This is a genomic window from Roseibium album, assembly GCF_001404515.1.
GTDB classification, from domain to species: domain Bacteria; phylum Pseudomonadota; class Alphaproteobacteria; order Rhizobiales; family Stappiaceae; genus Roseibium; species Roseibium album.
In genome coordinates, this window is record NZ_CXWE01000006.1 from 493,304 (window position 1) to 513,329 (window position 20,026).

General features: G+C 56.5%; 18 protein-coding genes and 1 tRNA gene. 13 read left to right on the plus strand and 6 right to left on the minus strand.

What is annotated here, in order from left to right:
* Positions 1 to 4: 4 nt before the first annotated feature.
* Complete coding sequence (locus LA5095_RS21995) at positions 5 to 1,240, minus strand: APC family permease (protein ID WP_055118775.1); 1,236 nt, start codon at positions 1,238 to 1,240, stop codon at positions 5 to 7.
* A 236-nt stretch (positions 1,241 to 1,476) separates the two neighbouring features.
* Complete coding sequence (locus tag LA5095_RS22000; RefSeq protein WP_235814787.1) at positions 1,477 to 2,250, minus strand: DUF1194 domain-containing protein; 774 nt, start codon at positions 2,248 to 2,250, stop codon at positions 1,477 to 1,479.
* 213 nt (positions 2,251 to 2,463) lie between these two features.
* Here LA5095_RS22000 and LA5095_RS22005 point away from each other — a divergent pair, with 213 nt between their 5' ends.
* Complete coding sequence (locus tag LA5095_RS22005) at positions 2,464 to 3,285, plus strand: enoyl-CoA hydratase (RefSeq protein ID WP_055119066.1); 822 nt, start codon at positions 2,464 to 2,466, stop codon at positions 3,283 to 3,285.
* A gap of 40 nt (positions 3,286 to 3,325) precedes the next feature.
* Complete coding sequence (locus LA5095_RS22010; RefSeq protein ID WP_055118779.1) at positions 3,326 to 3,811, plus strand: DUF3052 family protein; 486 nt, start codon at positions 3,326 to 3,328, stop codon at positions 3,809 to 3,811.
* Here LA5095_RS22010 and LA5095_RS22015 read toward each other — a convergent pair.
* Positions 3,793 to 4,656: an AraC family transcriptional regulator gene (locus LA5095_RS22015; protein ID WP_055118781.1), complete on the minus strand. Its 864-nt coding sequence runs from the start codon at positions 4,654 to 4,656 to the stop codon at positions 3,793 to 3,795. The genes LA5095_RS22010 and LA5095_RS22015 overlap by 19 nt on opposite strands.
* Before the next feature lie 185 nt (positions 4,657 to 4,841).
* Here LA5095_RS22015 and LA5095_RS22020 point away from each other — a divergent pair, with 185 nt between their 5' ends.
* On the plus strand, positions 4,842 to 5,372 hold the full coding sequence (locus LA5095_RS22020; protein WP_055118783.1) for a CoA-binding protein: 531 nt from the start codon (positions 4,842 to 4,844) through the stop codon (positions 5,370 to 5,372).
* A 148-nt stretch (positions 5,373 to 5,520) separates the two neighbouring features.
* Positions 5,521 to 6,801 carry an O-acetylhomoserine aminocarboxypropyltransferase gene (locus LA5095_RS22025; protein ID WP_055118785.1) on the plus strand — a complete coding sequence of 427 codons (1,281 nt, stop codon included), beginning with the start codon at positions 5,521 to 5,523 and terminating at the stop codon, positions 6,799 to 6,801.
* Positions 6,802 to 6,853: 52 nt separating this feature from the next.
* On the opposite strand, the gene LA5095_RS22030 is transcribed toward LA5095_RS22025, so the two are convergent.
* Positions 6,854 to 7,954 carry a COX15/CtaA family protein gene (locus tag LA5095_RS22030; RefSeq protein ID WP_055118788.1) on the minus strand — a complete coding sequence of 367 codons (1,101 nt, stop codon included), beginning with the start codon at positions 7,952 to 7,954 and terminating at the stop codon, positions 6,854 to 6,856.
* Between the two features lie 148 nt (positions 7,955 to 8,102).
* Here LA5095_RS22030 and LA5095_RS22035 point away from each other — a divergent pair, with 148 nt between their 5' ends.
* On the plus strand, positions 8,103 to 8,318 hold the full coding sequence (locus tag LA5095_RS22035; RefSeq protein WP_055118790.1) for a DUF2842 domain-containing protein: 216 nt from the start codon (positions 8,103 to 8,105) through the stop codon (positions 8,316 to 8,318).
* On the opposite strand, the gene LA5095_RS22040 is transcribed toward LA5095_RS22035, so the two are convergent.
* Positions 8,278 to 9,312 (minus strand): polysaccharide deacetylase family protein, encoded by a 1,035-nt coding sequence (locus LA5095_RS22040; protein ID WP_208992812.1) that lies wholly within the window; start codon positions 9,310 to 9,312, stop codon positions 8,278 to 8,280. The genes LA5095_RS22035 and LA5095_RS22040 overlap by 41 nt on opposite strands.
* Before the next feature lie 209 nt (positions 9,313 to 9,521).
* On the opposite strand from LA5095_RS22040, the gene LA5095_RS22045 reads away from it, so the two are divergent.
* Complete coding sequence (locus tag LA5095_RS22045; protein ID WP_055118793.1) at positions 9,522 to 10,730, plus strand: GNAT family N-acetyltransferase; 1,209 nt, start codon at positions 9,522 to 9,524, stop codon at positions 10,728 to 10,730.
* Between the two features lie 66 nt (positions 10,731 to 10,796).
* On the opposite strand, the gene LA5095_RS22050 is transcribed toward LA5095_RS22045, so the two are convergent.
* Positions 10,797 to 13,277, minus strand: a complete 2,481-nt coding sequence (locus LA5095_RS22050) for an exopolysaccharide transport family protein (protein ID WP_055118795.1) — start codon at positions 13,275 to 13,277, stop codon at positions 10,797 to 10,799.
* A gap of 196 nt (positions 13,278 to 13,473) precedes the next feature.
* On the opposite strand from LA5095_RS22050, the gene LA5095_RS22055 reads away from it, so the two are divergent.
* From LA5095_RS22055 to LA5095_RS22085, 7 genes are all read left to right on the plus strand, one after another.
* Positions 13,474 to 14,031 (plus strand): polysaccharide biosynthesis/export family protein, encoded by a 558-nt coding sequence (locus LA5095_RS22055; protein ID WP_055118797.1) that lies wholly within the window; start codon positions 13,474 to 13,476, stop codon positions 14,029 to 14,031.
* Positions 14,032 to 14,136: 105 nt separating this feature from the next.
* Positions 14,137 to 15,366 (plus strand): glycosyltransferase, encoded by a 1,230-nt coding sequence (locus LA5095_RS22060; RefSeq protein WP_055118800.1) that lies wholly within the window; start codon positions 14,137 to 14,139, stop codon positions 15,364 to 15,366.
* Complete coding sequence (locus LA5095_RS22065; RefSeq protein WP_055118802.1) at positions 15,366 to 16,973, plus strand: undecaprenyl-phosphate glucose phosphotransferase; 1,608 nt, start codon at positions 15,366 to 15,368, stop codon at positions 16,971 to 16,973. Before LA5095_RS22060 ends, LA5095_RS22065 begins: the two co-directional genes overlap by 1 nt.
* On the plus strand, positions 16,970 to 18,250 hold the full coding sequence (locus LA5095_RS22070; protein WP_055118803.1) for an O-antigen ligase family protein: 1,281 nt from the start codon (positions 16,970 to 16,972) through the stop codon (positions 18,248 to 18,250). Before LA5095_RS22065 ends, LA5095_RS22070 begins: the two co-directional genes overlap by 4 nt.
* Before the next feature lie 54 nt (positions 18,251 to 18,304).
* A tRNA-Pro gene (locus LA5095_RS22075) sits at positions 18,305 to 18,381 on the plus strand.
* 93 nt (positions 18,382 to 18,474) lie between these two features.
* On the plus strand, positions 18,475 to 19,152 hold the full coding sequence (locus LA5095_RS22080; RefSeq protein ID WP_144436150.1) for a VPLPA-CTERM sorting domain-containing protein: 678 nt from the start codon (positions 18,475 to 18,477) through the stop codon (positions 19,150 to 19,152).
* A gap of 355 nt (positions 19,153 to 19,507) precedes the next feature.
* Positions 19,508 to 19,948 (plus strand): hypothetical protein, encoded by a 441-nt coding sequence (locus LA5095_RS22085; protein ID WP_055118807.1) that lies wholly within the window; start codon positions 19,508 to 19,510, stop codon positions 19,946 to 19,948.
* Positions 19,949 to 20,026: the final 78 nt, after the last annotated feature.

Consider the following 20,026-nt stretch of genomic DNA (forward strand, 5'->3'; position numbering starts at 1 on the left):
AAACTCAGTGCCCGCCCGCCAACCCGGCACCGAGCTGAAATGCGGCGATGCTCACGCAAAGAACGGCACCAGCCAGCCCCCACCAGCGGCGGCGATAAAGAACCCCCGTGCCGTCCCGCCTGCCGAGCAGAAACAGAGACAGGTTCACAAGCGCGAAAACGCCCAGTGTGACCAGACTTGTTGTTGCCGCAAGACGGACGAGCGGGAATGCCAGCGCCAGCACAAGAATGACGCTCGCGACAAGCATCGTGGCTCTGGCAGGTGTCTGTCTCAGCGGATCAACGATCGAAAGCCACCTTGGAGCCAAGCCTTCGTTGGCCATTCCGTAAAGAACACGACTTGCCATGACGATCTGGACGAGAATGCCGTTGATCATGGCAATCGATGCAGCGGCAGCGACAGGTTTGCCTGACAATCCGGAAACCGACTCGAAAAGCTGGGCCAGGGGTGCAGCCGACGAAACGATTGCCTGTCGATCCGCCGCCAGTGCCGCGATGACGGCCAGCAGGACATAGATGACAAGCGTAATGCCCAAAGTCAGGTAAATCGACCGGGGAACCGTCTGTTCCGGCTGAACTGTTTCCTCGCACATGTTGATAATGTCTTCGAAACCGATGAAAGCAAAAAACGCCAGCACACCGCTGGACAAAACACCGGTCAGGATCGCAGCGTTCATGCTCGGGGTCATCGTTGCAACGACGTTGCCAAGGTCACCGAACAGCGGAAGACCGAAGAAAACCACGACAAGCAACGTTCCCAGTTCGAGCACGGTTACTGCCGCGGCAAAGAACACGCTTTCACGGACACCGTACCAGGCGATCGCGGACAAAGCCCCGATTACCAGCACAACAAGCAATGGTTGGGGTACCGGCAGTAATTCCCGAAGATAACCGGCAAAAGCGATGGAAATAACCGCGCTGGAAACAATTCCGGTAACGACAACGCCGTAACCGGCCAGGCGCGCAAAGAAGCTACCCAGGCCCTGATTGACGAAAACGGCTTCTCCGCCTGCGCGCGGATATCGCTGGATCAATGCTGCATATGAAACGCCGGTGACCCCGGCTATCAGTCCTGCGAGCAGGAACGCAAGCGGGGCGCGATCTCCTGCGAGCGCCAGCACTTCACCAATGAGCGCAAAGATGCCTGCACCTATCGTGACGCCGACACCGTAAAACGCCAGCCACGGCAAGGTGATGGTGCGTTTCAGATGCTGACGAGATTTTCTGGTTTCATCTGCCATCCATCCATTCTGCGTGAGCTTCTCGCGACAGCCAATAGGGCGATACACGTACCTGGATGTTCACGAGGTCCCAAAAGCCTGTGCCCGCGAACTGAATCGGGCAACCAGTTTCCTGCTACCGGAATTTGTCAGTCTTCGGCTGATGTCGTGACCGATCGCTTTTCCGTTTCAACCAACAATCGAGAAAAGCATTGTTTGCCACTTTCTGACGTCGTTTTGCGCGCAGTCACAAGTCTTCAGGGATCCCAGAAGAACTGTTCGCGCAGTTGCTGCCAGATTTTCTCGCCAACGAGACAATCGTATGGTTCTTCCAGCGTAAACTGAACAGGCTGCACCAAAGGTTTGTCCGGGACATAGCCGCCGATCTCCAGAATGAGCTTCCGCCTGACCGCATCCGGAAACTGCGCCCATTCCGTGACCGGAATGACAAAACTTGCCGGGCCACCGGTCACGCAGCGATGGTAATAGACGTCAAGATCCGGAATGTTGAACTGTGATCCCGGACCACCGGTCGTCATCAGCGGCAGTCCGTTGATCGTTATGCCGCTTTCCACCGCAACATCACGGGCAAGCGTTACGGGAGACCCGTGATTGTTCGGGCCATCGCCGGATATATCAATGACATGGCGGTCCGCTTCGTATGGCACCTCCTCCAGCAACTCGGCCGCATGCTTGATTGCGCCTGAAATGGAGGTTCGGCGCTGACTGTAGGATTCCTGCTTCAGAATACGGTCGGCAAAGTCCCGGGCATCTTCCGGCCCTTCGATCAGGGACCAATCGACAGTTACCCTGACGTAGTTGTCGTTGGCCCATTCAAACATCATCAAGGCGATTTTACCGTGCGCACCGAGTTCGATTGCCCGCACGACATCAGAACTGGCAACCGCGGCGGCGTAGCCCCGACGCTGGATCCTGAGTTCTTCCGGCGACATCGATCGAGAGACATCGACGGCAAGAACAAGCGCGACGTCGACCTTTTCCTGTGCAGATGCGAGTGTCTGTGTCGCCACAAAAGCAACTAGCGCGCACATAAAAGACAGCTGATGAAGTGGCCTCCACATGCGGGAAGGATACCCGAATACACAAAAACCGGAAGCGTGCCGGTTTCCAGGGGCGATAAACCATCTGTGAGGACGGAAGCCGACGTCGTTCAACAGCCCCTTTCGCAGAAACGACCGGTTCAGTTATAAGACCACTGCAAACAGATTTTTCAGGAAATGGACATGTCCGAAACAGTTGCCAACGATCAAGTCGAAAAACCGATGCTCGGAACACTCCTCCACGGAGGTGTCTACCGGATCGTCATGCAGAGGCCGGAACGGATGAACGCGCTGTCGAGCGAAATGATGTCGGCGCTTTCTGGAGAGCTCTCCAGGGCCGCAGAAGACCCTGCGGTCCGGGTTATTCTCATTGGCTCGGAAGGCAAGGTGTTCTGCGCAGGCCATGACCTGAAGGAACTGACCGCAGCACGCGCTGAAAGCGACGGAGGCAAGGCGACTTACGAGCGGATCATGCGTCAATGCTCAGATCTGATGCAGCAGATCGTTCGTCTGCCGAAGCCGGTGATCGCGGTCGTGACCGGGGTCGCAACGGCGGCCGGCTGCCAGCTTGTTGCGTCCTGCGACCTAGCCATCGCAACCGACACGGCGACCTTCTGCACGCCAGGTGTCAATATCGGGCTCTTCTGCTCAACACCCATGGTTGCCCTTTCACGCAATGTCGCACCGAAGCAGGCGATGGAAATGCTTCTCACAGGCGAAAGTATCGATGCTTCCACTGCCAAGGAATTCGGCCTGATCAACAGGATCGTACCTGCGGACTACCTTGACCAGGTCGTCCAGAAATACGCCGAGGTGATCGCCTCCAAATCCGCTCGAACGCTGAAAATCGGTAAAGAGGCCTTCTATCGCCAACTCGAGATGCCGTTGTCGGATGCCTATGATTTTGCCGCCCAGACAATGGTCGACAACATGTTGGCGCGGGACGCAGAGGAAGGCATTTCCGCGTTCCTGCAAAAGCGCAAACCGGAATGGACGGATAGTTGACCAACTTTCTCCGTTTCACTTCCATTCACGAATATCTTGAATGACACAGACCGGATATTCAGGCCGTCCCCTGTCGAGAAAACTGGGTTTGAAACCGGGCATGACCTGCTGGCGGGCCGAAATGCCGGAGGACATTGCCGATTTACTGAACGCGCAGGAACCAGGACAACTTGTCATGGCGTCCCCTACCCCGATGCTTGATTGCGCACATGTTTTCGTTCGCGAAAAAGACGTGCTTTCTCTCCATCTTGCTGACCTCAGAGATCTGCTTGCGCCCGATGGCATGATCTGGGTTTCCTGGCCCAAAAAGTCCAGCAAGATGCCGACAACCGTCACAGAAGACGTGATCCGTGACATTTGCCTGCCGATGGGGCTTGTCGATGTAAAAGTTTGCGCGGTCGATACAGTCTGGTCCGGGCTCAAGCTCGTGATCCGCAAGGAAAAGCGCGCGGAGCAGAAGGAGAAGCTGGCCGTCCAGGCCAGCCGCTCAGCCGGGAACCAGTCAGGTCAGAGCAACGGCAGATAAATTTCGGAAACCGTTTCGTGCTCCGGGACATTCGGGAAGAACTTCAGGCGTTTTACGAACAGCGGGAAGTCGCGCAACTGTTCCCCACGTTGCGGGAGCCAGTCCCGATAGAGGAACCTGATCGCGTTTTCCGCAAAGTCGAGTGATCCCATATGCGGCAGGACGGCACACCGTCCTCCGGGGATTGTGGATGATCTGATGCCATAACCGTTTTCGGGGACCGGACCGGCGACTTCGCAGCAAAACCCGAAGCGGTAGTCGCGGGGAGCCACCGCTTTCGGGTCATCATACAGAATGTTGAACGTTGCATGTTTCGCCGGTGGCAGGTTGTTCTCCCTGCGCCAGGAAATGAAGCGCTGGACGGATCTCGAAAGTCCCGACTGCGGTCCCCTGTGCTCAAGTATGGCGATCCGGGTCTCCGGGAAATCCCGGACGTTGACGTTGTCAGGATCAGGTGTATCTGTCGGCATGAACCGGCCTTTCAACTTTGTAAGTGGATTGAAGGTTTCGTGCCAGATGTCCCAATTTGGATTTGCCCTGAAGTCAGACGGAGCTTGTCCGAACGCGCGTTTGAAGGCCCTGGAAAAGCTTTCAAGGTTCTCATATCCAGCGTCATAGGCGATGTCGGTGACCGGTTCCTCCGGTCTGTAGACAAGTTGGTTCCCTGCACGTTTCATGAGCAAATGACGTCGATATTCGGCGACACTCATGCCCAGGAAAGCCGAAAACTGACGCTGGAAATGAAATCGTGAAAATGCGGCTGCCTCGGCAAGCCTTGTGATGTTCAAGGGCCGATCCAGGGAATGATCAATTTCATCGAGCACTCTTCCAAATCTTCGCTGCATGTCGCACTTCACTGTTCTCGTTCCATTCGAACTCATCTGGCAGGCTCCTGCCTAGAATGCCCGCACGTCTTCCGCCTGACCGTGAATGCTCTTTCGAAACTGTGACTGGATAGCGCATCTGAAAGGCTTGCAGGCCGGACCCGTTTCGCATTGGATAGCGCGGCACTGACGAGGGTCCTCATTTCATGAATCACGACGACTATTCCGACGCCTACATCAAGGGCATCCTGGACGAGGTGAATACGGTTGCCATGATCGGTGCAAGCGCCAACACCGTGCGCCCATCGTATTTTGTACTGAAGTACCTCTTGTCAAAGGGATACGACGTCTGGCCGATCAATCCGGGTCAGGCCGGGAAGGAAATCCTGGGGCAAACCGCCTATGGATCGCTCGATGCCCTTCCGGACACCCCGGACATGGTCGACATATTCCGAAATTCCGAAGCTGCCGCCCAGATCATCGACCAGATCCTGGAAGGCGGTAAGCTGCCGAAGGTGATCTGGATGCAACTCACCGTCCGCCATGATGAGGCTGCTCGGCGTGCGGAAGACGCCGGAATCAAGGTTGTCATGAACCGTTGCCCGAAGATTGAATATGGCAGGCTTTCAGGCGAAATCGGCTGGGCAGGTGTCAATTCCAAAACACTTTCGTCGAAACGTCCTACGCTCAAATCCGGTTTTCAGCATCGCGGTCTGACCGGTAAAACGAGAGGGTAAGAGAGCTGACCCCGGTCGTGACAGCCGACATTTCACTTAACCCGTTGACATCGATATTCTAATGAGCGCGGCCAAATAGAAAAATCCTGCTTTGACCTCGCCCCTGCCTTCGGTCAAACTGCCCGCAATTCCAACAGGGAGGTGATTTATGAGCGATAATATTCCCGGGTTTTCCACGCTGGCCATTCATGCAGGCGCAGCACCCGATCCGTCCACGGGCGCGCGCGCCACACCAATTTACCAGACCACATCCTTTGTCTTCGACGATGTCGACCATGCGGCCTCCCTGTTCGGTCTGCAGGCCTTCGGTAACATCTACACGCGAATCACCAATCCGACGACCGCCGTTCTGGAAGAACGCGTCGCGGCTCTGGAGGGCGGCACCGCAGCTCTCGCGACGGCGTCCGGGCACTCTGCCCAGCTTCTTTGCTTCCACACCATGATGAAGCCCGGCGACAACATCGTCGCGGCAAACAAGCTTTACGGCGGCTCCATCAACCAGCTCAATCACTCCTTCAAGAGCTTTGGCTGGAGCGTGAAATGGGCCGATCCGGACGATCTCAACACGTTCGAAGCCGCGATAGACGACAATACCAAGGCGATCTTTATCGAGAGCCTCGCCAATCCCGGCGGTATCGTCATGGATATCGAAGCAATCTCCAGGCTCGCCAAGGCCAAGGGCATTCCGCTGGTCGTCGACAACACGATGGCAACACCCTATCTGTGCCGGCCGATCGAACACGGCGCCGATATCGTTCTTCATTCGCTGACCAAATTCATGGGGGGGCACGGCAACTCCATGGGCGGCATCATCGTCGACGGCGGAAGCTTCGACTGGTCGGCAGGTGGCAGGTATCCTCTCCTGTCCGAGCCGCGCCCGGAGTATCAGGGCATCGTCTTGCATGAGACTTTCGGCAATTTCGCATTTGCGATCGCCTGCCGGGTTCTGGGCCTGCGCGATCTCGGCCCTGCCATTTCGCCGTTCAATTCCTTCATGATCCTGACGGGTATCGAAACACTGCCGCTCCGCATGCAGCGGCACTCGGATAACGCCAAGAAGGTAGCCCTTCACCTTTCGGGACACGACAAGGTCAAATGGGTGTCGTACGCGGCACTGCCGGAAGACAGGCACCATGCCCTTCAGCAGAAATACATGCCAAAGGGCGCCGGTGCGGTGTTCACATTCGGCGTTGAAGGCGGCTATGACGCAGGCGTTGCGCTGGTGTCGAAGGTGGAACTGTTCTCGCATCTCGCCAATATCGGCGACACGCGCAGCCTTATCATTCACCCGGCCTCGACGACGCACCGCCAGCTCACCGACGAGCAGAAAACCGCGGCCGGTGCGGGACCGGACGTTGTCCGGCTTTCTGTCGGGCTCGAAGAAGTGGAAGACATCATTGCCGATCTTGATCAGGCGCTGTCCGGCTGATCACGCGTGCGCCATGAAAACGAATGCCCGCCACAGGCGGGCATTTTTTTGCCTAGCCCCGGATCGGGAAGGCGCCCTTCAGCACGGCAAGGTGATCGACGGCCGCAGCCAGGACAATGACCGCGAAACCCTGGTGAACCAACGCGACAGACAGCGGAACGTGCCAGACCAGGGTCAGGACGCCGAATACCGCCTGAAGGAAAATGAAGGCGCCGATGTGAGCTCCGGCACGCCGGAGTTCCCTGCGCTGGCTCGCCTTGAATGTTGCCCACGTCAGCCATAGCCCGAGGGCGACCAGCAGATAGGCCGTTATCCTGTGCTGAAACTGGACCGTCAGGACGTTTTCGAAGAAGTTCAGCCAGACGGGTTTCATCATCAGAAGACCACCTGGAACGAGTTGACCGTCCATCAAGGGCCAGGTGTTGAACGTCAGCCCGGCGTTGAGGCCAGCGACCAGTCCGCCCAGGAATATCTGAACAAAGACGACACCCAGAACCAGTTTGCTGAGCACACCCAGGCGGGTTTGTTCGCCCGGCACCGGATCTTTCAGGGGAGATAATCGACGTGCCAGCCAGAAAAGATAGGCGAAGATTATCAGCGCAAGCGTCAGATGCACCGCAAGGCGATACTGGCTGACATCGACACGATCGACCAGTCCGGAAGCTACCATCCACCAGCCGACAAATCCCTGCAGCCCCCCCAGCGCGAGCGCCGTCAGGAGACGTGGTTTCAGCCAGGGTTCGACACGCCCCGCCGCCCAGAAGACAACCATCGGAACAAAAAAGGCAACGCCGATAAAGCGCCCCAGAAGCCTGTGCCCCCACTCCCACCAGAATATGAATTTGAATTCATCAAGGCTCATACCCTTGTTGATGAGCTGGTATTCGGGGATCTGCCGGTACTTTTCGAGCTCTTCTTCCCATTCCACTTCGCTGAGAGGCGGGATCACTCCATGGATTGGCTTCCATTCGGTAATCGAGAGGCCGGATTCCGTTAGGCGGGTCGCGCCGCCGACAACGACCATTACGAGGATCAGCAGACAGACGAAATAGAGCCACCAGCGGATCATGGCCCTGCTGCGCCTGATCCGTTCCAGTTTCGCCGGCAGGATCTGTGTGTCCCCTGCCCTTGCACTGTCTGCAAATGCGTTCATGAAGCCATTCCGGTTATACCCGCAGTCGATTTGACCTTTGGTCTGCGGAGATATAGGTGCAGGAACAACACGGCAAGCGGTCTGAGACATTTTGTGTCAATCGGTGTCCCGTGCCGCGTTGGTCACTAAAAAACGGAAACTCGCTGCGATGGTTCCCTCGTTTCGCAAATTCATTGGAATGGTGCTTCTGGTCGTCTTCGTTGTCGTCTACGCGTTCACGGCAATGGTGATCGGTGACCTGACCCTGCAACAGTCATCAAATCTGGTGCGGTTTGCCTATTTCGCGATCGCGGGACTGCTTTGGGTCATCCCCGCTGGTGCAATTATCTGGTGGATGGAAAAAAGCGGGAAAAACCGGACCTGACACCAAATCCGGAGGCTGCCCATCGAGCTGCCCGGTAGAGCGCAAAAGGCGCGCCAGTCAGATATTGATCGACGATCGCCGGATCCTGAAACCGGCCGTTCAGCGAGACCCGAGGAAGCATCATCGGGTCTCGAGCGTTGACCGATTGCAAAACGCCGGGAAGCGTCGTAACCGATGAAGAAAAGCCGATATCACGAAGAATGTCGGCATCGCGCAGGCTGACCGCATGAGACTTGCCATAGGGATAAGCGAAGTGCTTTTGCCGGCGCCCCAGTTCCTTCTCCAGAAGTTTCATGCCCTTGGTGACGTCGGCACGTGCAGATGAACTGTCTAGTCTCGCCAGGGCGTAATGACTGTGGGTATGTGCCCCGATGGTTACCAGCGGATCGGATGCCAACTCGCGCACTTCATCCCAGTTCATCATCTGTGCATCTGCCAGCGCAGCCAGATCAACACCGTATTTTTCCGACAATGCCCTGACGATTTTTCTTTGATCCAGTTCGCCAACTTCCAGTGTCAGATAGTCAACGATGCGCTCGAAACAGGTATTCTTTTCGGCAGTGGTGCTGCAGGAAATACCGTTTTGTTCGCCAGCCTGCGTGAACACGACTTCTTCGTTTTCCGCAATAATCTCCTCAAGTGCAAGCCACCAGAGTTCTGTTGTCCGTTCAACCAGGCCAGTCGTCACGAAAACCGTGAATGGAGCCTGCAACTCCTTCAAGATGGGATAAGCAACTTCAAGATTGTCCCGGTAACCGTCGTCGAACGTAAGCACCGCGTATCGATGATGCCCGTATCCCGATTTCAGAAGATCAACCGCCTCGTCCAGAGAAATGATCTCATAGCCATTGGCACGGATGCGCTCGACAGCCAGGCGCAGGAACTCGGGCGTGATTTCCAGATGCGCATTGGGCTGAAAGTCGCCGGTTCGCGCCGGACGCACATGGTGCATCATGAACACCGCGCCGCATCCCTGGGTCAGAGGCGCCATCATGCGTCCGATCCCGGATCCCTTCAGAACCCTGAATGCACGCGAAACTGCTTTCTGACGTATGCCCATTCGGCCGCAATGCCCACTCATAAACTATGCACCAGTAAGGCACGTATTCTTTAACAATTGTTGCTAAGTCTATCGGGACAAAAACATCTCGGCCAGCACAACCATGAGCTTTTGTCGATGATCGTTTAAAATGGATTACCCGAATGTCACCGACAGCCGCAACCGCTTTGAAACCAGCACCGGACACCGAACCGACGCCAGATGCGGCATCGCTCGACTTCTCGATCCACTCAGATTTGCAGGAAGTGGCAGCGGAGTGGCGAGAGCTCATTTCCTCTGGTTTCGGCAACCCGTATCAGTCTCCTGAATGGCTCGACGCATGGATCAAAACGCTGGGTGCCGAACGCCATGTCGAGCCTGTCGTCGTGGTCGGGCGGTTCGGGGACAAACCGGTCGTGGTTTTGCCCTTTGGCCTGGAACGGGCAGCAGGAACGACATCGCTTTCCTTCCTCGGACATGAACATGGCAATCAGAACACCGGCATCTGGGATCCGCGGTTTTATGCGGAGGTCCCGGACGAGCAGATTGCCGCGTTGCTGAAAGATGTCTGCCACAGACACCAAGCAGACATGCTGGTCTTGCAGAATGTTCCTGAAGACTGGAAAGGACGGAAACACCCTCTCGTCCTTGCAGTGGCAACACCCAGTCCAAGCCCCATTTTCGTGCGCAACCTGTCGGCGGACTTCGACACGCTCTTCCGGGACACACACAGCAAATCCTCGCGAAAGAACCTCCTCAGAAAACAAAGGCATCTGCAGTCGGTCGACGGCTACAGGGTGATCAAGGCCGAGAGCGAACAGGATTTGAGACGTGCGCTTGATGCGTTTCTGGAACAGCGTTCCACGCGGGCGCGGGAAGCAGGCATCCCAAATGTCTTTTCGTCCCGGACCGCGCGGCGCTTTCTCGAAATGGTTCTCGGACTGGAAGCCGGTAATGAAACGTCAGCGCCACTGGATCTCTGGTTTCTGGAAGCTGATGGTAAAATTCGCTCCACCTATCTGTGCGCACGACATGGCGGAACTGTTTACGCCTATAGCAACAGTGTCGCTCACGACGAGCTGTTGGCGAACAGTCCGGGTCTGGTCCTGATCAAGGAGATCATCGAGCAGGCCTGTGCTGACGAGGGAATTTCCGTTCTCGACCTCGGACTTGGTGAGGAACGCTATAAAACAGCCTGGGCCGAACCGGTTCTTCTCAGGGACAGCCGCCTTGCAATGTCATTCAGGGGAAGCATCAGGAAAAACGCTGAAACGCTTCGTCTTCAGGCAAAGACCGCTGTCAGGAATTCCAAGGTCCTGTGGCCGCTGGTCAAACGGTTACGCAAATGGACATCGTCGGTCAGTCAATCCTGACCATGTCGCGGTGTCCTGACCCGGATCGATTTCAGGCTCCACAATCTCCGAAATGCATATAGCGGATCAGGCCGCGTGACCATCGCCGTTTCGGCGCGGATCCGGGCTCGTTTCACCGGCAATCAACACCTCGACGTGGGCCCCGGTATTGTGCGCAAGAAGATTGGCTGCACTTTGAAGTTCATGACTGTGGTCCGGTGCACTTGCGGCAATGAACACGCGGTCGGCAAAACTCAGCATCCTCGCGCTGGCAAGCGAACCGTCGATTGCTCCCAGATCGACCACGACCGCGTCGTATGTCGATCTGATGGCATCAAGCGCAAGCTTGAAACGATCTGAATTGACCATGCTGTCCGTTATCTCGTACCTGCCGGCCTCGATGATATGGGCCTTGGACACAGCATCCTTGTAAACGACCTTCGCAAAGGGCATGCGCCCAGACACCACGTCAGAAAATCCTTCGGCAGCCCGGTCATTGGATTGATCCGGGAACACTTCCACAACCAGCGACGTCCGCCCGTTTTTCGCAGCCTTGCGAACGAGATCGAATGCCAGATCATGAGACAGTGCTTCGTCGTCGACACTCAGAACAACTATACGACCCTTCACGTCTATGTCGCGCGAGAACGCTGCCTTGTAGCTTTTCTTGCCGGAAACGCTCGCCAGCCGCTCCCGTGAAAGCTCCGGTTTCCTTTCCCGTTTTTCACCGCGTTCGATGTCCGGTTCAGGCTCTGGCTTGACGCCATTCTTGTTTTTTTTGCCACGCAGGCTGTCAATCCAATCGGGAGCAACGTCCTGGTCATAGCCCCTGTCTGAACTCTTCCGTCCGGGTATGCCGGCCTGACGTTCTTGATCGTCTCTTGCAGGCAGTTCCTCAAAATCCGGTTCCGGCCGGATTTCTTCGATTGTTGACAAATCTTCCACTGGCGCTTCGAACGTTCCACCAGGGCTCCGGACATTTGGCCCAAAGCCATAGTTTGCAGAAGACAGGCCATAACCTTGGTTCCAGCCCAGCGGTTCCCGCGATGTGACACCTCCGCTGACTGCTTGTGGGCCAGTAGCACTGCCGGGAAAGGCCTCTGACCGGCTTTCATCGGGTTTTCTGCCTTTCACCGGCGCGGTGCCACCACGGTCTGCGTTGACGTGATAAAGTGCCTCGCCGGACAGGAATGCGCGCATAAGGACAAAGGCACATCCGAGAATGAAAGTCGCAAGAGCTGCGATGATCGTGCTCGGGATGATTTTGGGAGAATAGGGCTCCAAAGGAACGCTCGCCCGGGAAATTATCCTCGCATCAGCAGGCAGAACCTGAGCTCGCAGACGCGAATCCGCTTCCTGAAAGCTCAACATGAGCTGATCAAGCTGGGCGGCCTTTGCATTTGCTTCGCGCTCCAGTTCGCTCAATCGGGCCTGATCTGCATTGCTTCTGGCCGCAGCAACCTTCAGCTCGTCAAGTCGCGCTTCCAGGGCAAGTGCCTGCTGATTGGCAACCTTCGCGTCGCTCTCCAGTCCCTGCAAGATCTTGCTGGCTTCTGACCGGATCTGGCGGTCGTAGTCCGCCAACTGCGATTGCAGCGACCGCAATTGCGGATGGTTCGGCAACAAGGTGATCGACAATTCTGCAATATTCGACTGGATCTCGACCTGGCGCTCCCGAAGCCGCTGAATCAGCGTGGAATTGAGAACGTCACTGGCTGTTTCCAGCGACCCGCCCGAATTCAACAGTTCCCGCAGCAGAGCCGCCTTGGCCTGCGACTCCGCTTTCGACGCCTGCGCCGCCGAATAGTCACTGCTTGTTTCGGCAAGCTGCTGCTGGCTCAAAGGAATGTTGTCCGCGCCAATCAGGAGATCCGCACGTGCGCGAAAATCTGCCACCGCCTGCCTTGCAGCCTGGACTTCCTTGCGCAATTCGGCAATCTGCGGCTCGAGCGCGGCCGACGCCAGTTCCGTCGATTGCCGCTTGGCGCTTGATTGCAGCGAAAGGTATTCATCCACGATCGTGTTGGCGACTTTCGCAGCCAGAACAGGATTTTGTGCGGAATAACCTACGGAAATCACGCGTGATCCATCGACCTGGAAGATATCCAGATTTTCGTAAAAATGCTTGAGAACCCGCTCTTCCACGCTGTTGCCAGCCGCGTTGCTTTTCAAGCCGATGCTTGTCAGCAGGTTTCCGATCAAGGAACCATTGCCGTTTGCATCGAATTCGGGAATTGCGGCCAGATCCAGTTTCTTGGCGACGCGGCGCGCCAGATCTGCGGACATCAGCAACTGAACCTGGCTGGCAACGCCCTCCTGGTCGAGCACCGCCCTTTCCTCTTCGATTCCACGTGACGCACCGGAAAAGGTGTTGTCGGTGATTTCGATCTGAACGCTTGCTTCACTCTTGTATTTAGGAGCAACGAATTGCAGCCCCAGGAAAACGGCAGCGGCAACAATCAGAGTGAGCGGCAGCAGCCAGCCCAGCGAACGGCCAATGGTCCGAAGCAGCCCGCCAAGGTCCAATGCCATGTCATCTTCGGGATATGTCTGCCGCTCTGCATTCATTGCGTTTAATCTCCACGTTCCGGCAAACTATGTCGAATTAGGGTAAGCGATCGGTTAAACCACGCGCAATTGCATGTTCTCTTGCGTTAATAATTTCCCCAGCGGTCTCCGACACACCGTATCGACAGGAAAAGTCTCTTCACCCTCAATTAACCATAACACGCGATGCTGTCCGGGAATTGTAGGAGAGTCGACGATGCGAAGGAGAGCGCTTCTTGTCCTGGGCTTGTGCCTGGGCCTTGCTGCGTGCAGTGGATACAGACAGCCCCCAACAGCGTTTCATGAAACGCTGACGGAACCATATCGTCTGGATTCGAGCGATCGGCTGCGCATCATTGTGTTTGGCCAGGAAGACCTTTCCAACACCTATGTTGTTGATCAAGCAGGTTATATTTCCTTTCCATTGATTGGCAGCGTTGCCGCCAGAGGCCAGACACAACAGGGTCTGGCCGCCGAGATTGGTGCCAAATTACGGCAAGGATATATCCGCAATCCGGATGTCTCGGTGGAAGTTGATACCTACCGGCCGATCTTCATCATGGGCGAGGTGCAAAGTGCGGGCCAATACAACTATGTTGCCGGCATGACCGTCCAGAACGCAATCGCCACCGCCGGCGGTTTCAGCTCCAGGGCACAGCAATCCAGCGTCGACATCACCCGCCAGATTAATGGTGAAATTCTAAACGGCCGTGTTCCCATTTCGGACCCGATCCGGCCCGGTGACACGATTTACGTCCGGGAACGCTACTTCTAGAGATCCGCAAATTAACGTAGGACTCATCTCCGTTTGTTAGGGTGCAGCCTCAATGCCTCACGGGTTCAACAAGAAACCCGGGGGTAAAAACAGGGAAATTGCACCATGACAACGACCCCCTTGCGGATCGTGCATTGTGTCCGTTCGCCTATCGGTGGCATTTTTCGCCATATTCGCGATCTGGCGACCGCGCAGTCGGAAGCAGGACACAATGTCGGAGTGATCTGCGACAGCAGTACGGGCAGTGAATACGACAACAGGCTTGTTGAGGAACTGAGGCCACACCTTTCTCTTGGTCTGGCACGCTTTCCAATGCAACGTCAGCTGACCTTTCAGGATTTGTCCGCGACACTGGCACTTTACCGTCATGTCCGCGACCTCAAGCCGGATGTCCTGCACGGGCACGGAGCCAAGGGGGGCGCGTATGCCCGCCTGATCGGCACAACGTTGAGATTGCGCGGAAACAAGGTCTCGCGGGTCTATTGTCCGCATGGTGGCAGCCTGCATTATGACCCCAACCGTTTCGAAGGCCGCGTCTACCACCTGCTGGAGGGGATTCTCGGTCGCCTGACGGACGGGATCGTTTTCGTGTCCGACTATGAGGCAGCCGCCTATGAAAGCAAGGTCGGACGCCCCAAAGCCCAAACGCGCATGGTCTATAACGGCTTGACCCCGGAGGAGTTCAACCCGCTCGAGGTGGGCACGGACGCCGCCGACTTTCTCTATATCGGCATGCTGCGCGATCTGAAGGGACCGGACCTCTTTATCGAGGCGCTTTACAATATCCGTCTGAAGACCGGCACCGCCCCGAGCGCGCATATTGTCGGTGAAGGGCCGGACGAAGCCAGATATCACAAGATGGTCGCCTCTCTCGGCCTAGAAAAAGCGATCTCCTTTCACGGCGCCCTTCCCGCCCGCGAAGCATTCAAACTCGCCAAAACCGTCGTCGTTCCCTCGCGGGCAGAAGCGATGCCCTACATTATTCTGGAAACCGTCGCAGCCCAGCGTCCGCTCATCGCAACCCGCGTCGGCGGCGTACCGGAAATCTTCGGCCGATATGCCGATCGCCTGATCGAACCAGGTCATATCGGCAAGCTCACGGTTGCCATGGAGACTGCACTTACTGCTCCGGAAAGAATGAGTTCGGATGCCAGAGAGCTGCGCAGTTGTCTGGCGGAAACATTCTCGGTCGAGCTCATGAGCGATCGCATCACGACGCTTTACCAGGAGCTAAGGGGTCTCGCACCTGGAGAACCCTCCACTGCGGGAGCAAACAAGGCCACCAGCTCCCGTCCGCGAACCCAGTCCGTTTACGCCAGATCGAGCAACCGATAATGAACACCCCAGCTTTCAAGTCTGCAGAGATCGCCGAGCAACACCCGGTTGACGATCAGCAGCCCGATCTGCGGCAGAACCTGGAAAGACAGTTCAGGCACAGCGTCGATGATGCCATCGGGCCACAGAATTTCCACACGTTGCCGTCGGCCAGCAGCGGTCTGTCTGCCGGAGCGCTACAGCTGGCTCAAAGCCTGGGTGGCAAAGGCGTATCGGTTCCTGTCCTGACGGGTTTCGTGCGATTGGCAGATATTCTTTTGATCGTTGCAGGCGCAGCGCTTGCGACGGTCAGCGGGGGTGAACCTTTCGCCGCCGGCTGGGCTCATGTCTTTTCGACATGCGCAGCAGTTCTGGTCACGCTTGCATTCTTCCAGGCCGCCGATGTCTACCAGGTCACGGTGATGCGCCAGGGGCTGTCACAGCTGGGCCGTGTGGCTGCCGGCTGGACACTGGTGTTTGCCATGTTCGCACTTCTGCGCTCGACGACCGGGATCGGTACCGGACTTTCGGATGCCTGGATCGGCTCCTGGTTCGCGCTGGGACTTGCGGGTCTGTGCCTGTCACGATTTGCGGTTTATTCGCTCGTCCGAAACTGGATGAATACCGGCCGCCTGGAACGGCGGGCCATCATCGTCGGCGGCGGGACCGCTGCTGCGGAACTCATTCACGAGCTGGAAGCACAACCGGACAACGACATCCGCATCTGCGGGATATTCGACGACCGGTCCAACGACCGCTCTCCACCTGTGGTCGCCGGCTATCCAAAACTTGGAAACATTAGCGCACTGGTCGAATTCGCACGGCTTGCCCGCATCGACATGCTGATCGTCTGCATTCCTCTTCGCGCCGAGAAAAGGGTGCTGGAACTTCTGAAGAAACTGTGGATCCTGCCCGTCGACATCCGGCTTTCCGCCCATACCGACAAGGTAAGATTCCGCAATCGCGGTGCCTCCCTCATCGGAACCGTTCCGTTCGTTGATGTCGTTGAAAAACCGATAGCCGACTGGGACATGGTCGCGAAACGGATCTTTGATCTGGTTTTCGCTTCGCTCGCGATCGTCACGCTGTTTCCCGTGATGATCGCCGCCGCGATCGCAATCAAGCTCGACAGCAAGGGACCGGTCCTCTTCCGGCAGAAACGATACGGCTTCAACAACGAAATCATCGACGTCCTGAAGTTCCGGTCGATGTACACGGACATGTCGGATCCCGACGCCAAGCAGGTCGTCACCAAGGGTGATCCGCGCGTGACAAAAGTGGGCCGGTTCATCCGCAAGACTTCCATCGATGAATTGCCGCAACTCTTCAACGTCCTGGCCGGGAGCCTTTCGCTGGTCGGGCCCCGCCCTCATGCGGTCAACGCCCACACGGACAACGCGACCTGGGACGATGTGGTCGATGGCTATTTCGCGCGTCACAAGGTCAAGCCGGGTGTCACGGGGTGGGCGCAGATCAACGGCTGGAGAGGCGAAGTCGACACTCCGGAAAAGATCCAGAAACGTGTGGAATGCGATGTCTACTACATCGAGAACTGGTCCATCCTGTTCGATCTCAGGATCCTGTTCCTGACGCCCTTCCGCCTCCTCAACACGGAAAATGCCTATTGAGTGTCGCCGGCGGACATCCTGGCGATGTGCTGCGCGCACATGCGCCGATCGGTCTGTCGGTCAAAAGTCTTGGCAACGGCGCGCTCTGGCTGGCGGCCTTTCTCTCCGGATTCGTGATCGAGGAGCCGGCTCCCTATGAACTCTACATGGCGCTTCTGTGTGTGGTCTGGCTGGCCTGCGGCCTGAGGCTTCGCCGGGAATTCGGGCCGCTGATCATCTGCCTGATGCTGTTTGTCACCGGCGGCCTTGCCTCCGTTCCACTGGCCAACGAGTTTGGCGAGGCGGCCATGTATATCGCGGTGACCGGATTTCTTGCCATCACCTCGATATTCTATGCAGCGATCCTGGCAGACGATCCCGGACGATTCCGCATCATTCAGAACGGCTACACGATCAGTGCGGTCTTTGTCTCCGCCATCGGAATTGCGGGGTATTTTCACCTTTTTCCGGGTGCAGAATATTTCACGCTTTACGACAGGGCCCGCGGCACGTTCCAGGATCCGAATGTCTTCGGACCGTTTCTGGTTCTGCCTGCCCTGCTGCTGATCCAGACCTTGCTGCGAAATTCTGTCCTGAAAAACCTTCACCTTCTTTTGCCTCTGACGGTCCTGTTGCTCGGAATTTTTCTGAGCTTTTCCAGAGGTGCCTGGGGGGTGCTCTTTGCCGGCGTGCTTGTCGTTTATTTCCTTGCCCTGGTGACGGAGCAAAGCAACCGGCGCCGGACGCGTCTGGTAATGCTGGGGATTGCCGGCGTGCTGGCCGTGTTCGCACTGCTGGCAGCGGCGCTGTCAATCGACACGGTCGCGGCGATGTTCGAGCAGCGCGCGCGCCTGGTTCAGGACTACGACAGTTCGCGCCTTGGCCGTTTCGCACGCTATGCGCTCGGCTTTCAGCTCGTCATGGAACACCCGCTCGGGCTCGGACCACTTGGCTTTCGCAACTACTTCCCCGAAGATACCCACAACGTTTATCTCAAGGGGTTCACGACCTACGGCTGGTTGGGCGGAACCGCCTATATCGCGCTGGCGCTCTGGACAATCTGCGCGATGGTTCCACTTCTGTTCAAGTCCCGTCCGTGGACCGCCTTCACACAGAGCGTTTTTGCCGTTCTTGTCGCTCACCTGATCCTGTCTGCCATCATCGACACGGACCGCTGGCGTCACATGTACATGCTCTACGGTCTTGCCTGGGGGATGATTGCCACCGACAGGATCGAACGACGACGCTTTCGCCTTTCCGGGATCAATTATCAAAAAGGACGGGCAAGTGCCGATTGAGCACTCAACAAGCCGCTTGCGCTCTCAAGACGAACAAGCTAGGTAGGACCCGTTCGGGCAGTAGCGCAGCCTGGTAGCGCACTTCACTGGGGGTGAAGGGGTCGTCGGTTCAAATCCGGCCTGCCCGACCACGAATTCTGCAGTCTTGATCCTGCAAGTTTCTCCTTGACACGTTTGGCATGTTAAAAATATCAATCCCTGATTGAAGAACAGGGGCAATGCAAATGCGTTTACAGGGACTAGTTATTGGTGCTGCACTTTCCATCATGGCTTTTGGAGCACAGGCGGCGCCGGTCACTTACCAGTTCACGGCTGAAATATTCAGCGTTACCGATGACATTGGTCTTTTCGACGCCGTCAAAACCAGAGATGTCGTGACCGGTCAATTTGCGATCGATCCATCTGATACAGCCAGCGCCATTTTTTCAGATTCAAGTCTCTACTTTTCTCCAAATGCATTTGTCTTGGCGACTGTTGAGGGCATCACGATGTCAAAGAAAGGAAGCTTGATACAGGTAACTAACGATTCCCCTGTCTCTTACGATAGTTTTGATCTGTCTGGTTCCGGTGCTGGAGATGCCGGCACAGGATTGGGGTACCGCTACTCGTCCGTAGGCGTATATTTCACGAATGCAACAAACACCGAAACGTTCACATCATTATCCATTCCCGCGCACTTGTCCCTTTCGGATTTTGAAGGTCACAGAGACTTTGCGGGTTTTTCCTTTAGCGGCTTCTTGTCAGAGACAGATTTCGACAAGAGGGACGGCTTTACAGCCCACATAACTTCGCTTGAACGCGTCGCTCCCGTCCCGCTCCCTGCCGGACTGCCGCTGCTGGCCGCAGGTGTCGGGCTATTCGGCCTGGTTGGATGGCGCCGACAACGGGTATCCGGGAGTTAACGCGCCTAGATGAAGACCCTGGAACCCGCTCATCGTTTTTTCACGAAGAGTGTGTTTTGACAGCACCAGTCTGCTCGTCAAACGCAATTTTTCATTTATGCCGCGCATATGGAACCCGTGATTACAGAGTTTCGCGGGTGAAAATCCAATTTCGACACCAACAACAAATATCGGCTAAACGCCAACGCCTGCCCTGCCAACCGCAATATTTTGGGGCGCCAGGGTATTCTCGGTCATTGATGACAATGATGCAGACCACATCGCAGGCAACGACTATTTCGTGCAGCGCATTGTTGGAAGGATGTAAGGTGTTGTTGCGGTACTTCGACCGCGATCTGAACAAAGCCGCGAGATCTTGAAGACACTCGTTTCGATCAGCGATCTTACTCTCTCACCCCTGCCCGGCGACCAGCCGTGCTCGGCAATAAGCCGTTGCGGAACGTCCTGGACGATCCCTGGCATTGTTCTCGAGGGAGCCTGGTCATTTGGAAGCGAGGTTCTGGTGTGTACGACGGAAGACATTCCTTATGAAGAGGCCCTGCATTTCTGTCTTCTTGGCGCAGACGGCAAGATTCTGGATCAAATACGGCTGGGCGGCATCTATCAGACAGGTATGTTCGCCCTTCTGAAGACCGGATCCGCAACGATCAGATTTCGGTTTTTCAACCATGCAGCCCATGAGCTTACCGTGAGCGAACAACCTGTCTGGCGGATGCCATTCTTCGGCGACCCCAAGGGGGTCGGTCGCTCCGTCGGCTTTTCAAAACGTCTTTTGGTAGATCGCTCCGAAACCTGAGCCCGCCGTTTCCGCGGTTGCCAAAAACCACTCATGCCAATAGGTTCTTCTTTGCGCACAATAATTTAGCGCGCGCCG